Raw genomic sequence first — 14,881 nt, forward strand, 5'->3', positions numbered from 1 at the left:
AACAGTCGGACTCAATGATGAAGAATGTATATGTGCAAACACATCATTTGGCGCTACTGACGATGCCGTAGCCTTGATACCGTAAAGGGTACGAAATCTACTGATAGCGCTGGAGATGGCGTTAGGGATGAAGGCGGAGCGGGAAACGCGGAATTAAAAGTTCGAGTTATACGTTGTTGAGTTTGATTTGACGAATTCCCAGTTTGAAATCAACTTTGGGCGAAACACCTTTAGGTTGTCGGGGAAGAACTGCAAAATGTTGCGGAAGAACAACCTATTATCGGGGAAGAACATTTGACTAACGGGGAAGGACGGCCGATAATTAGGGAAGAGCAGTTGACTATCGGGGATGAGCAGCAGACTGTCCTGGAAGTGGAGATGATTGGCTTGGAAAGGCGACAGACTGACGGGGACGAGCTGCTGACTGACGGAGAAGTCCTGACGACTGCGGGGGAAAGTCCTTACGACTGTGGAGGAAATCCTGCCGACGGTCAGTAAACACGGGCAAGGCAATGGTGTCTGGCGGCTACACTAAGGATTGCTGCCGTCTGATAAAGATATGGACGAATTACTACTTCTGCGTATTCGGCAGGAAGCCGGCAATGACTCCTAACAAGGGAAGGAACGCGCTGGCCTGGAAGATAAACTCGATGCTGGTCCTATCGGCAAGCCAACCGAAGAACGCGGAGCCAAGACCGCCCAAACCGAACATAAGTCCGAAGAAGATGCCAGCTATAAGTCCCACCTTATCGGGCATAAGGTCGGTGGCATAGACCACAATCGACGAGAAAGCCGACGCGATGATGAGGCCTGAGAGGAATGTGCAGACGATGGTCCAAGGCAGACTGGCATAAGGAATGGCTATCGCGAAGGGCGCTGCTCCGAGGATGGAGAACCATATCACATACTTGCGGCCATACCTATCGCCAAAGACGCCACCTGCCAAGGTGCCGATGGCAAAGGCCAACAGGAATACAAACAAGCATATCTGCGACGCCTGTACACTGATACCGAACTTGTCGATAAGAAAAAAGGTGAAATAGCTCGTGATACACGACGTATAGAAATACTTGGAGAATACAAGCAGAATGAGTATCGCCAGGGCACGATACTTGGCTCCACGGGAGATGTGGTCGTTCAATGCCGGAGTGGGCAGATGATGGTGCTGGGCATAGACCAGGCGCGCCTTATACCAAGCTCCCAAACGCATCATAATCAATGCGGCGAGCAGTGCTACAAGGGCGAACCAGGATATGGCATACTGGCCGAAAGGCAAGATGATGACAGCAGCCAGCAAGGGGCCGAGGGCGGAACCTCCGTTGCCTCCAACCTGGAATATAGACTGTGCCAGGCTTTTCTTTCCTCCCGATGCCAACTGCGCTACGCGTGATGCCGTGGGGTGAAAGATTGAAGAACCAAAGCCGACCACACTCACAGCCAAAAGAATGAGCAGATAATTCTCGGCAAAAGCCAACAGCAGAAGTCCTATCAACGTAAAGCACATGCCCACGGACAAGGCATAGGGGCGTGGATGCCTGTCGGCATAGAGTCCGGTGAATGGTTGCAGGATGGAAGACGTCATCTGAAAGACCAGAGTGATAATGCCTATCTGCGCAAACGAGAACTCAAACTTGTCCTTGATGATGGGATAGATAGACGGGATAATCGACTGAATCATATCGTTGAGGAAATGTGATATGCCACAAATCACCAACATGGAATAGACCGTACTCTCGGTCATGGTGGGATGTCCCTTGATTATGCTGCCTATAGATTTCATCATCATTAGTCTTAATACCTATTATATATAGTAACCGCCTGCCAATATGGCAGGCGAATATTGCACGCGGGCTCACCGCAACAGTAGCAGAGGGGCTGAGCACGCCGAAGAAAGCATCATCAGAAGGAATAGGCGAAGCCCAAAGAGGCGTACTCCTTCAACTGATAATAGCCATGACGGTCACTGCGCTTGGTTCCGTCGTCAAAACGGGGATAAACGAATATGTTGCTGGATATATACTTGTTGAACTGGAAGGTAAACGTATTCTCCCACTCAAGCTCGGCACGCTCGTAGGTAGTATAACCATAGAGACGGGTCTTCCAACGTATGTTGTCGGCAAACTTCCACAACAAATCGACCGTAAACTGCGAACCGAAGTTGTGCAACTGGTGCTCGCCTTCGTCCAAACCGTAACGAGAAGCGAGCTCAAGACGGTTGACGTAACGGAAATTGTAAGCCAGCGGAGCCAAGTGGATGGAACCGGTAAGCCTATCCTTCAAGCACTTGACGTTGTAGTCCATACCGACAGAGAGATTGACATTCAACGGGCCCAAGAAGTCGGTGGTAACGACATTGGAGTTACTGTTCCACTGTCTGACGAACTGGGTAGCGGCTATCATCTGGATGGTATAATACCAGCTTCTGGATGCCTGCAATCCCAACTTGCTCGTCAGACGCAGCAAGTTCTCGCTTACTCGCATGGTGTGCAACGTATCCTGTCTGGAGGTCTGGAATCCCAACTTCATCTCAAGTTTGTTGTCCCATCTCACCTTCTGCTTGTTGTTGTAATTGGCATTGAGGGTTATCGAACCTACCATCGAGTAGTTGCTTTCACCACCTTTGTACCAGTTGGAAGAAATGTAATTCTGCAGGAACTGGAGATAATAGTCGCCGGAGTATGTCCAGAAGTTGGGTTTCAGCACCACAATATCCAAGGGAGCCACAACTGTCTCCTGGGGCTTGGGGGCTACCTTCTCAACGATTTCAGGAGCATGGTCGACATGTATTGCCTCGGCCTTACGTATGTCTCCAGCACGCTCCAACTGGCTCTGCGTAGAGCGCACGAGGTCGGGACGCCCGAGATAGAGCGCCAGCAGACTCTCGTCGATAAGGTTGGCATCGCGGTCGATATCAAAGAAGTTGTGGGACACGCCTTTATAAAACGTGGTCGGCATAAAGAGCAACTTGTACTCGATCCCCAGTTTGGGCAGTGCCGGCACAGTCATGGTTGGCACAAACTCTTCGAGATGGGCAGAGTCCTGGTGGACGCGGAAATGCAACAGCGAATCCATATAGAGAGTCACCATATCCGGCTGGGCTTGTGCGGCATGTCGGCGCGATGACGACAGCGATTGCGAATGTCGTGACTGGGCCGACACGGACGTAACATCACACAGCAAACCTAAAAGGATAATGGCAATAAACTTAATTCTCATAATTGTATAGTGGCTATTTGTGCTTGCAAAGTTACTGCATGCTGTGAAAAATACAAAATAAATCTCAATGAATTTTTGTTTTAGAAGTCTGCGAAAGCAAAAGTCGTGAACAAAAGGGAAAAAGCGTGGAACAAAATAACACCTTTTCTTTGCAGAGTTCACCAAATTATTGTAATTTTGCAACTTGAACAAATATTAAATTATCACAATCGTGGCAGACACAAAGTATATTTTTGTAACAGGCGGTGTGGTTTCTTCATTAGGCAAAGGAATCATCTCATCGTCTATCGGCAAATTGTTGCAGGCCAGAGGCTACAACATCACCATCCAGAAGTTTGACCCCTACATCAACATTGACCCGGGTACACTGAATCCTTATGAGCACGGAGAGTGCTATGTGACGGCCGACGGTATGGAGACCGACCTCGACTTGGGACACTATGAGCGCTTCACTGGCATCCAGACCACGAAAGCCAACTCAATGACCACAGGACGTATATATAAAAGTGTAATAGACAAAGAGCGTCGTGGCGACTATCTGGGCAAGACTATCCAGGTGGTGCCTCACATCACCGACGAAATCAAGCGAAACATCAAGATGCTTGGCCAGCGCTACCACTATGACTTTGTCATCACTGAGATAGGTGGTACAATCGGCGATATCGAAAGCGCGCCCTTCATGGAGGCTATCCGCCAGATGAAATGGGAATTGGGCAAGAAGGCTGTCAATGTGCATCTCACCTACGTGCCCTACCTCAAGGCTGCGGGCGAACTGAAGACCAAGCCCACACAGCATAGCGTGAAGGAACTGCAAAGCGTGGGAATCCAGCCTGATGTGCTCGTCCTCCGCACCGAAAAGTATCTCGACGAGGGTTTAAGAAAGAAGGTTGCCGCTTTCTGTAACGTCGACTTCGACTGTGTCATCCAGAGCGAAGACCTCTCAAGCATCTACGAGGCTCCTGTATATATGCAGGACCAAGGTCTGGACACCGCCATCCTGCGCAAGGTGGAAGAGCCCATTGGCGAGAAGCCATCACTGGGTCCCTGGCGCCAGTTCCTTGAGCGTCGCGCCAAAGCTACCGAGACTGTCAACATCGGTCTGGTGGGCAAGTATGACCTGCAGGACGCCTACAAGAGTATTCGCGAGAGTCTCTCACAGGCTGGCACCTATAACGACTACAAGGTAAACATCAACTACATCAACTCCGAAAAGATTACGGAAGACAACGTGGCCGACCTGCTGAAAGGCCAGGACGGTATCATGATTTGTCCCGGTTTCGGCCAGCGTGGCATTGAGGGCAAACTGATTGCCGCTCATTATACCCGCACCCATGACATCCCCACCTTTGGTATCTGTCTGGGTATGCAGATGATGGTTATCGAGTTTGCCCGCAACGTGCTGGGCTATGCCGACGCCAACAGCCGCGAAATGGACGAGAAGACAACCCACAACGTGATAGACATCATGGAAGAGCAGAAGAACATCACCAATATGGGAGGTACTATGCGTCTGGGTCTGTATGAGTGTATACTTAAACAAGGTTCGCGTACATTTGATATATATAAGAAGGAGAATATCCGCGAGCGCCACCGTCACCGCTACGAGTTCAACAACCAGTATCTTACTGAATATGAACGCGCTGGCATGATGTGTGTAGGACGCAACCCCGAAAGCGACCTTGTAGAGGTGGTAGAGATACCTGGACTGAAGTGGTACATTGGTACCCAGTATCACCCAGAGTATCAAAGCACAGTGCTGAAGCCACATCCACTCTTCGTAGATTTCGTTAAACACGCAATAAAGAACAAGAAATAAGACATGGACAAAAATACAATTACCGGCATTGTGCTCATAGCGCTGCTGTTTATCGGGTTTACCTGGTGGAGCCAGCCCTCTGAAGAAGAGATTAAGGCTCAGCAGGAACAGCTCGCCCAACAGGAAGCCGCCAAGGACAAGGCTGCCAAAGCCGAGAAAGATGCCGTAAAAGCTCAACGCGAACGCGCGTTGCAGCAGACCCTCGAAGACAGTACTGCACTGTTTCATAACGCCCTCAAAGGTACTGCGCAAAACGTGGTACTTAAGAACAAGCATGTAGAACTGACCTTCAACACCAAGGGTGCAACGGTAGAAAAAGCCGTGATTAAGGGTTACAAGGACAACATCAAGGAGAAGAACGACGTGGTGCTGTTTGACAAGAACGAACAGTCACTCAATTATACCTTGGAGGCCAAGGAGACCAACATCTCTACCCAGGACCTGTATTTCAACGTATCGGCACTCACCGACTCTACCGTCGTGTTCACCGCCGAAGCTGCCGCCGGCAAGAACATCGTGCTGAGCTATCTGCTCGGCAAGGACTATATGCTCCACATGCGTCTGAGCGTAGAAGGCATGGCCGGACTCTTCGCTCCCAATACCTCCACAATGGATATCAACTGGCAGGAGAAATGCCGTCAGCAGGAGAAGGGCTTCAACTTTGAAAACAGATACGCTACCCTGACCTACCACGAAAGCGAAGGTGGCACCGATTATCTGAGCGAGACATCAGAAAAAATCGACAAGCCCATTGAAGAACGTATAGACTGGGTTGCCTTCAAGAACCAGTTCTTCTCGGCTGTGATGATTGCCAAAAACGATTTCCAGCCCAACGCTCTTATGACTTCCATCCCTTATGACAAAAAGTCTGGCGATGGCTATCTGAAGAGCTATCAGGCCAAGATGAAGTCGTTCTTTGACCCAACAGGCAAGCAGCCATCAGAGTTTGAGTTCTATTATGGCCCGAATGACTTCCGTCTCTTGCAGAATGTAGAGGAGCAAAGCACCTTCGGCAAGGACCTCGAGCTCCAGCGTCTGGTTTACCTTGGCTGGCCTCTCTTCCGCATCATCAACCGCTGGTTCACCATTTATGTTTTCGACTGGCTGTCCAAGCTCTTCCCCATGGGAGTGGTACTCATTCTCATCACACTGTTACTGAAGGTAATCACCTTCCCAATGGTAAAAAAGAGCTACATGAGCAGCGCCAAGATGCGTGTACTCAAACCGAAACTCGAAGCTGCCACCGCCAAATTTGACAAGCCCGAAGACCAGATGCAGAAGCAGCAAGCTATGATGGCAGAGTATGCCAAATATGGCGTAAGTCCATTGTCGGGCTGTCTGCCTATGCTCATACAGATGCCAATCTGGATTGCCATGTTCAACTTCGTGCCCAACGCCATTCAGCTGCGTGGTCAGAGTTTCCTGTGGATGAGTGACCTTTCAACCTATGACCCCATCTTCGAATGGGGCACCAATCTGCCCATCATAGGTGACCACCTCTCGCTCACCTGTATACTTTTCTGCGTAGCCAACCTGCTCTACTCGTGGATGACTATGCGTCAGCAGCGCGACCAGATGGTAGGCCAGCAAGCCGAACAGATGAAGGTGATGCAGTGGATGATGTTCCTCATGCCTGTCATGTTCTTCTTCATCTTCAACGACTACTCGTCGGGTCTTAACTTCTACTATTTTGTCAGCCTCTTCTTCTCGGCTGCCATCATGTGGACCCTCCGCAAGACCACCAATGATGAGAAACTGCTTGCTATCCTTGAAGCACGCTACAAGGAGAACCAGAACAACCCTCAGAAGATGAAAGGTCTGGCTGCACGCCTGCAGGCTATGCAGGAACAGCAGGCCGAGCTGCAGAAACAGAGAGAAGAGCTGGCTCGTAAAAGAAAAAAGTATTAACTATGATGATAGCCAAAACTATAGCATTAGTTGCCGCCCTGTGGATGGGCGGCAATTTTGCAAACGCACAGACCATGATTGGTAAAAGTGACATCAAACTCAGTTCAGACCTCATGACTCCCGAAGCCTTATGGGCAATGGGACGCATAGGTGGAGCTCAGGTTTCGCCCAATGGCAAGCAAGTGGTATACCAGGTAGGTTACTACAGCGTAGAAAAAAACAAAGGGCAGCAGACCTTGCATGTAATGAACGTGGACGGCACTGCCAAGCGTATGCTCACCACTGGCGCCAAGAGCGAGAGCGACGCCGCCTGGATAGAAGGCGGAAGCAAGATTGCCTACCTTTCTGGTGGCCAGCTGTGGAAAATGAACCCTGATGGCACAGACCGCAAGCAGCTCACTCACTCGGCTTTGGATATCGAGGGGTTCAGTTTCTCACCCGACGGAAGCAAGGTAATTCTTATCAAGTCAATTCCCTATAATGACATCATCAAGAAGAATCCTTCTGACTTGCCCAAGGCTACCGGCCGTGTCATCACAGACCTGAACTACCGTCATTGGGATCATTACGTTGAGACCATCGCCCATCCCTTCATGGCTGCTGTCAACGACAATGCCATCACCGACGGTATCGACATTATGGAGGGTGAACCCTATGAGTGTCCCTCTGCTCCTTTCGGTGGTATTGAGCAACTTGCATGGAGCCCCGACTCAAAGCAGATTGCTTACTCTTCCCGTAAGCGTACTGGCTTGCATTACGCCATTTCTACCGACGCCGATATCTACCTGTATGATATCGACAGCCACACCACCCGCAATCTCTGCAAGCCTGCCGACTATAAAGAACCAGCCATTAATCCAACCAAATCGATGAAGGACCAGCCCGTCAATCATCAGGATGGTGATATGAACGTAGGCTATGACACTGCACCTTGTTTCTCACCCGACGGCAAGTATGTTGCTTGGCTCAGCATGGCACACAATGGCTATGAGAGCGACCGCAACCGTCTACTGGTGTATGATTTGGCCACTGGCAAGAAAGAATACGTCAGCGAGAAGCTCGACACCAATGTCGATGCATTCTGCTGGAACTCTGACAACAAGAGTATCTACTTCATTTCCGTATGGCATGGATGTGCCAACATCTACCAGACTAATCTTCGCGGAGAACTCCATCAGGTTACCGAAGGCCAATACGACTACGGCAGCCTGCAGATGATAGGTAATACCAAGAAGTTGCTTGTTACCCGTCATTCGATGAGCCACCCCGATGACATTTTTGTCATCAACCCCAAGAAGAAGACTGAAATCACACAGATTACAGATGAAAACAAGCATATTTTTGACCAACTTGCAGTCGGAAAGGTTGAACCTCGATGGGTGAAAACCACTGACAACAAAGATATGCTGGTATGGATAATCCTTCCTCCCCACTTCGACCCCAACAAGAAATATCCTACCCTCCTCTTCTGTGAAGGCGGTCCCCAAAGTCCCGTATCACAGTTCTGGAGTTACCGATGGAATATGCAGATTATGGCAGCCAACGGCTATGTCGTCGTAGCCCCCAACCGCCGCGGTCTGCCAGGCTTCGGCAGCAAGTGGAACGAAGATATCAGCGGCGACTGGACCGGCCAGTGCATGAAAGATTACCTCAGCGCCATCGACGATGCCGCCAACAATCTCCCCTATGTTGACAAAGACCGTCTGGGGGCCGTGGGCGCCAGCTTCGGTGGCTTCTCAGTCTATTACCTTGCCGGCCATCATGACAAACGGTTCAAGTGCTTCATCGCTCATGATGGAGCCTTCAACCTTGAGTCCATGTACACCGACACCGAGGAAGCCTGGTTCTCCAACTGGGAGTACGACGACGCCTACTGGAACAAGGACCAGACCGAGCGTGCACGCCGCACTTATGCCAACAGTCCCCACAAGGCTGTCGATAATTGGGACACCCCCATCCTCTGCATCCATGGCGAGAAAGACTATCGCATCAATGCCAATCAGGGCTTCGGCGCCTTCAATGCAGCCCGCCTCAAGGGTATTCCAGCCGAACTGCTCCTTTTCCCTGATGAAAACCACTGGGTTCTTAAACCACAGAACGGTGTACTGTGGCAGCGCACCTTTTTCTCATGGCTTGACCGCTGGTTAAAGAAATAAACAATAAAAAGATATAAGCAATGACAACAACACAAAAAACACTGCGCGACTCGGCCGCCATCCGCTGGATGGCCCTGTTGCTCTTGGCTTTGGCCATGTTCTGTGCCTACATCTTTATGGACATCCTTTCGCCCATTAAAGACCTGATGCAGACACAGCGAGGCTGGGACTCTGACGCCTTCGGTACCATGCAGGGCTCGGAGACTTTCCTCAACGTATTTGTCTTCTTCCTGATTTTTGCAGGCATCATCCTCGACAAGATGGGCGTTCGCTTTACAGCCCTCCTCTCTGGAGGCGTGATGCTTTTGGGAGCCATCATCAAGTGGTATGCCATCAGCGACAGCTTTATCGGCAGCGGCCTTGAGACTTGGTTTACCAATAACCTCAACCACATTCCCGTCTTCGAGCAGTTGAACGTATCGCCGTTCTATGAGGGTATGCCCGCATCTGCCAAGTTGGCAGCCTGTGGATTTATGCTCTTCGGCTGCGGAGCCGAGATGGGCGGCATCACCGTATCGCGTGGTATCGTCAAGTGGTTCAAGGGCCGCGAGATGGCATTGGCCATGGGATCTGAGATGGCATTGGCCCGCCTGGGCGTAGCCACCTGCATGATATTCTCGCCCTTCTTCGCCAAGCTCGGCGGAGTCGTTAGCGTATCACGCTCTGTGGCTTTCGGCGTTGTGCTGCTTTGCATCGCCATGATTATGCTCGTTGTCTATTTCTTTATGGACAAGAAACTCGACGCGCAGACCGGCGAAGCCGAAGAGAAAGACGACCCTTTCAAAATCAGCGACTTGGGACAGATACTCACCAGCAGTGGTTTCTGGCTCGTATCATTGCTCTGCGTACTCTACTATTCAGCTATCTTCCCCTTCCAGAAGTACGCTGTAAACATGCTGCAGTGCAACCTCTCATTTACAGAGGTTCCCGCCGACTCCTTCTGGGCATCCTCGTCTGTTACCATCATCCAGTATGTCATCATGCTTGTGGTGGCTGTTACAGCGTTTATGTTCAACTTCCTCAAGAACAAGAGTTTCAAGTACGGTGTGCTCTACCTGTCCATCGTATCCCTTGTCACCTACTGCTACATGGGCTACATGCGTCAGTCTGCCGAGTCTATCTTTGCCGTGTTCCCCCTGCTTGCCGTGGGCATTACCCCCATCCTGGGCAACTTTGTAGACCATAAGGGCAAGGCTGCCTCTATGCTCGTTCTGGGTTCACTGCTGCTTATCGCCTGCCACCTTACCTTCGCCTTCATTCTTCCCGAATTCAAGGGCAACCAGGTAGGCGGAGTCATCGTAGCCTACGTGACCATCCTCGTTCTCGGCGCATCGTTCTCTCTTGTCCCCGCCTCTCTGTGGCCAAGCGTGCCCAAACTGGTAGACGCCAAGATTATCGGCTCTGCCTACGCCCTTATCTTCTGGATACAGAATATCGGCCTGTGGCTGTTCCCCCTGCTCATCGGCAAGGTCCTCACCATGACCAACAAGGGAGTTACCAATGCTACCGAACTCAACTACACCGCCCCATTGGTGATGCTGGCAGGCTTGGGTGTTGCCGCGCTCGTCATCGGCCTTGTCCTCAAGGTTGTTGACAAGAAGAAGGGACTGCACCTTGAAGAGCCCAACATCAAGTAAACCTCCATATCATCCATGTGCGTCACCGGCCCTGCGCCGATGCCGCACATGGATATATATACCAGAAATACACCTACCCAATTGAACCTGACATTCGTAAACATCATAATAACTAATAATAACAACTAAAAACTTAAAGATTATGTCTGAAGAAAATGTTCTTTCAAACAAGATTGAGATGAAAAAGGTATGGCAGCTGCTCGGCATCATTGCCGTTACCGCCCTCATCTGGAACCTCCCAATCACCTGCTTTGGCATTGAGGGCCTTACCGTTATCCAGCAGCGCGTTATAGCCATCTTTGTCTTCGCTACCCTTTCATGGCTGTTCGAGGCCATTCCCTCTTGGGCAACCTCACTGGCCATCATATCGGTAATGTGTCTTACTCTGTCTGACAACTCCATCGCCTGCTTCAAGGGCGAGGGCGAAGCCTTTGGCGAGCTTCTCAAGTCCAAGGACATCATGGCCACCTTCGCCAACCCCGTCATCATGCTCTTCCTCGGCGGTTTCATCCTTGCCATCGCAGCCACCAAGTCGGGTCTCGACGTGCTGCTTGCCAAGAATCTTATCCGTCCCTTCGGCAACAAGAGCGAGAACGTGCTGCTGGGCTTCCTACTCATCACAGGCGTCTTCTCGATGTTCGTGTCCAATACAGCTACCGCCGCCATGATGCTCACCTTCCTTACCCCTGTCTTCGCCGCCCTTCCCGCCAACGGAAAGGGACGCATCGCGCTGACGATGAGCATCCCAATCGCCGCCAATATCGGTGGTATGGCCACTCCTATCGGTACACCTCCCAATGCCATCGCCCTGCAGGCCCTCAATGAGCAGCTGCATCTTAACATCAGCTTCGGACAGTGGATGTCATTCATGTTCCCGCTGGTCATCATCATCCTGTTCATCAGCTGGCGCCTTATCCTCAAGTTCTTCCCCTTCACTCAGAAGACCATCGAACTCAAGATTGAGGGTCATGTTTCTCACGGCTGGCGTATGTGGGTGGTATGCATCACCTTCATCGTCACCATCCTCATGTGGCTGCTCGACCGTGTCACTGGTGTCGACGCCAACACTGTAGCCATCATTCCTATGGGTGTATTCGCACTTACAGGAGTCATCAATGGCAAAGACTTGCAGAAGATTGACTGGAGCGTTATCTGGATGGTTGCCGGTGGTTTCGCCCTCGGACTGGGCATGAACGGCACCGGACTTGCCGACCGCGCTATCGAGAGTATACCTTTCGGCGAGTTCTCTCCCATCGCCATATTGCTCATCTCTGGACTTATCTGCTACTTCCTCAGCAACTTTATCAGCAACACTGCCACCGCAGCTCTTCTGGTTCCAATCCTTGCTGTCGTTTGTACAGGTATGGGCGACAAACTGGGCGCCATTGGCGGCACCTCTACCATCATCATCGGTATTGCCCTTGCTGCATCCAGCGCCATGTGTCTCCCCATCTCTACTCCTCCTAACGCTATCGCCTTCTCTACCGGACTGGTCAAGCAGAACGATATGCTCAAGACGGGTATCACCATGGGCATCATCAGCATGGTTCTCGGCTACACCGTGCTCTACTTCATCGGTAAGGCCGGACTCATCGGATAAATATTATCTACAAAAACTATCAACGGGAAGGGGCTACTCTTCCCGTTTTTTGTTGCCGCGACCCAGCACAATCGCACCAGACATCCGCTCGCACGAAGAGAGTCCATCTCCATTTCTGCACTGACCATCGACAAAGTATTTGCAGGGTTGGAAATGGAGAAATCGTGGTGCGATTTGTTTGTTTCGCATCGCGAAAAGTGTAATTCGCAGTTTGAAACAAGTAAATCGTAGTTTGGAAACTACTTGAAAGCCATTGCGTTAAACTTTGCCGCGACGGCGCTATTGATGCTACATGCCAGAGGCCGACCGCTGAAGATTTCCACTATAGGCGAGCATACAGCCCCTCCACCAGCTCCATCCCCCACAGCCACAACCTTATCTCCCCCGATGTCGGGAGAAAAAGCGGTGATAGTTAGGTTTTAACAAAAAAAAAGCGTAATTTTGCACTTTACTAACAGAGGTCGCCCCTACGGGTCTGCGCGTCATGCCCGCTGCGCGAACTATAGTTAAACCGAATATATAAACATACCGCCACGCCCTGTCTGCCGTCTGCGCCCCAGCAAGACAGAGCCGTGCAAGCATATTGAAGACCAGAAATATGATTTCTATAGAAAATCTCGCTGTAGAGTTCAGCGCCCGCCCGCTCTTCCATGACGTGAGTTTTGTCATCAACGACCGCGACCGCATAGCGCTCGTGGGTAAGAACGGCGCCGGCAAATCGACCATGCTCAAGATACTCTGCGGACAGCAGAAGCCCACCTCGGGCACCGTAGCCATCCCCAACGACACCACCATAGGCTATCTGCCCCAGGTGATGAAACTCGCCGACGACACCACCGTCATCGAAGAGGCCCGCAAAGCCTTCATCCACACCACCCGCATGAAGGAGCGCATCGAGCGGCTGCAGCAGGAGATGGCCGACCGCACCGACTATGAGAGCGAGAGCTATGCCCAGTTGGTCGAGAAGTTCACTCTCGAGCACGACCGCTACATGATGCTCGGCGGCGACAACTACGAAGCCACCCTCGAGCGCACCCTCACCGGTCTGGGCTTCCAACGCAGCGACTTCGACCGCCCCACGCGCGAGTTCTCCGGTGGCTGGCGCATGCGCATCGAGCTCGCCAAGATTCTCTTGCAACAGCCCGACGTGCTCTTGCTCGACGAGCCCACCAACCACCTCGACATCGAGAGCATACAGTGGCTTGAGCAGTTTCTCGCCCAGTCTGCCAAAGCCGTGGTGCTGGTGAGCCACGACCGCGCCTTCATCAACAATGTCACCAACCGCACCATCGAGATAACCTGCGGCCACATCGAAGACTACAAGGTCAAATACGACCAGTATGTGGTGCTGCGCGCCGAGCGCCGTGAGCAGCAGCTGCGCGCCTACGAGAACCAGCAGAAAGAGATAGCCGACATCAAGGACTTTGTAGAGCGTTTCCGCTACAAAGCGACCAAAGCCGTGCAGGTGCAGAGCCGCCTCAAGCAGTTGGAGAAGATAGTTCCCATCGAGATTGACGAGGTCGACAATTCTGCCATGCACCTCAAGTTCCCCCCATGTCTGCGCAGCGGCGACTATCCCGTCATCTGCGACGAGGTAGCCAAGACCTACGGTGACCACAACGTCTTCTCGGGCGTGACGCTCACCATCAAGCGGGGCGAGAAGGTGGCCTTTGTGGGCAAGAACGGCGAGGGCAAGTCTACACTCGTCAAGTGTATCATGGGCGAAATCCCCTTCGACGGCACCCTCAAGATAGGCCACAACGTGCAGATAGGCTATTTTGCCCAGAACCAGGCCCAGCTGCTCGACGAAGACATCACCATCTACGACACCATAGACCGCGTAGCCACCGGCGACATGCGCCTGAAGATCAACGACCTCTTGGGTGCATTCATGTTTGGCGGAGAGACCTCTGAGAAGAAGGTCAAGGTGCTCAGCGGCGGCGAGCGCAGCCGTCTGGCCATGATACGTCTGCTCATGGAGCCCGTCAATCTGCTCATCCTCGACGAGCCCACCAACCACCTGGACATGCAGTCCAAGGATGTGCTCAAAGAGGCCATCCGCGCCTTCGACGGCACAGCCATCATCGTGAGCCACGACCGCGAATTCCTCGACGGTCTGGTCACCAAGGTCTATGAGTTCGGCCAAGGCCATGTGCGCGAGCACCTCGGTGGCATCTACGACTATCTGCGTGCCCACAATGCCGACAGCATCCACGAGGCACTGGCTGCACAGCCTGTAGTGACCCAGTCCAAGCCTGTAGAACAGCCCCAGAGCCAGCAGAAGATTTCCTATGCCGAGCACAAGGAACAGCAGAAGCGCATACGCAAGGCGCAGAAGTCGGTAGAAGAGTGCGAACGCAAGATTGCCACGATGGAGACGAGGCTCAAGGAACTCGACGCCCTGCTCATGCAGCCTGAGAACGCAGCCGACATGGAACTCGTGACCGAGTATACCACCACCCACCAGGCCCTCGAGCAGGCCAACGAGCAGTGGATGGAACTCTCCGAACAGCTCGAGAGTCTCAAAAACGAATAATCAACAACCAAA

8 protein-coding genes are annotated in these 14,881 nt (G+C 51.8%); 6 read left to right on the top strand and 2 right to left on the bottom strand.

The window, feature by feature from the left end; all coding sequences use genetic code 11:
• Window positions 1–571 precede the first annotated feature (571 nt).
• Window positions 572–1,780: an MFS transporter gene (locus tag CIK87_RS05445; RefSeq protein WP_094386225.1), complete on the bottom strand. Its 1,209-nt coding sequence runs from the start codon at window positions 1,778–1,780 to the stop codon at window positions 572–574.
• 119 nt (window positions 1,781–1,899) lie between these two features.
• Window positions 1,900–3,216: a DUF3078 domain-containing protein gene (locus CIK87_RS05450; RefSeq protein ID WP_094386145.1), complete on the bottom strand. Its 1,317-nt coding sequence runs from the start codon at window positions 3,214–3,216 to the stop codon at window positions 1,900–1,902.
• Between the two features lie 211 nt (window positions 3,217–3,427).
• On the opposite strand from CIK87_RS05450, the gene CIK87_RS05455 reads away from it, so the two are divergent.
• The 6 genes from CIK87_RS05455 (at window position 3,428) to abc-f (ending at window position 14,869) form a co-directional block, all read left to right on the top strand.
• Complete coding sequence (locus CIK87_RS05455) at window positions 3,428–5,032, top strand: CTP synthase (protein ID WP_022311129.1); 1,605 nt, start codon at window positions 3,428–3,430, stop codon at window positions 5,030–5,032.
• Window positions 5,033–5,035: 3 nt separating this feature from the next.
• Complete coding sequence (yidC, locus tag CIK87_RS05460; RefSeq protein ID WP_094386147.1) at window positions 5,036–6,940, top strand: membrane protein insertase YidC; 1,905 nt, start codon at window positions 5,036–5,038, stop codon at window positions 6,938–6,940.
• Between the two features lie 5 nt (window positions 6,941–6,945).
• Window positions 6,946–9,096 (top strand): S9 family peptidase, encoded by a 2,151-nt coding sequence (locus CIK87_RS05465; RefSeq protein WP_094386227.1) that lies wholly within the window; start codon window positions 6,946–6,948, stop codon window positions 9,094–9,096.
• A 20-nt stretch (window positions 9,097–9,116) separates the two neighbouring features.
• Window positions 9,117–10,733: an MFS transporter gene (locus CIK87_RS05470; RefSeq protein WP_094386149.1), complete on the top strand. Its 1,617-nt coding sequence runs from the start codon at window positions 9,117–9,119 to the stop codon at window positions 10,731–10,733.
• Between the two features lie 142 nt (window positions 10,734–10,875).
• On the top strand, window positions 10,876–12,333 hold the full coding sequence (locus tag CIK87_RS05475) for a DASS family sodium-coupled anion symporter (RefSeq protein WP_022311133.1): 1,458 nt from the start codon (window positions 10,876–10,878) through the stop codon (window positions 12,331–12,333).
• A gap of 598 nt (window positions 12,334–12,931) precedes the next feature.
• A complete protein-coding gene (gene abc-f, locus CIK87_RS05480; RefSeq protein ID WP_094386151.1) occupies window positions 12,932–14,869 on the top strand; it encodes a ribosomal protection-like ABC-F family protein in 1,938 nt (645 codons plus the stop codon).
• The last annotated feature ends 12 nt before the right edge of the window (window positions 14,870–14,881 follow it).

This window comes from Prevotella sp. P5-64, assembly GCF_002251285.1.
Classification (GTDB): Bacteria; Bacteroidota; Bacteroidia; order Bacteroidales; family Bacteroidaceae; genus Prevotella.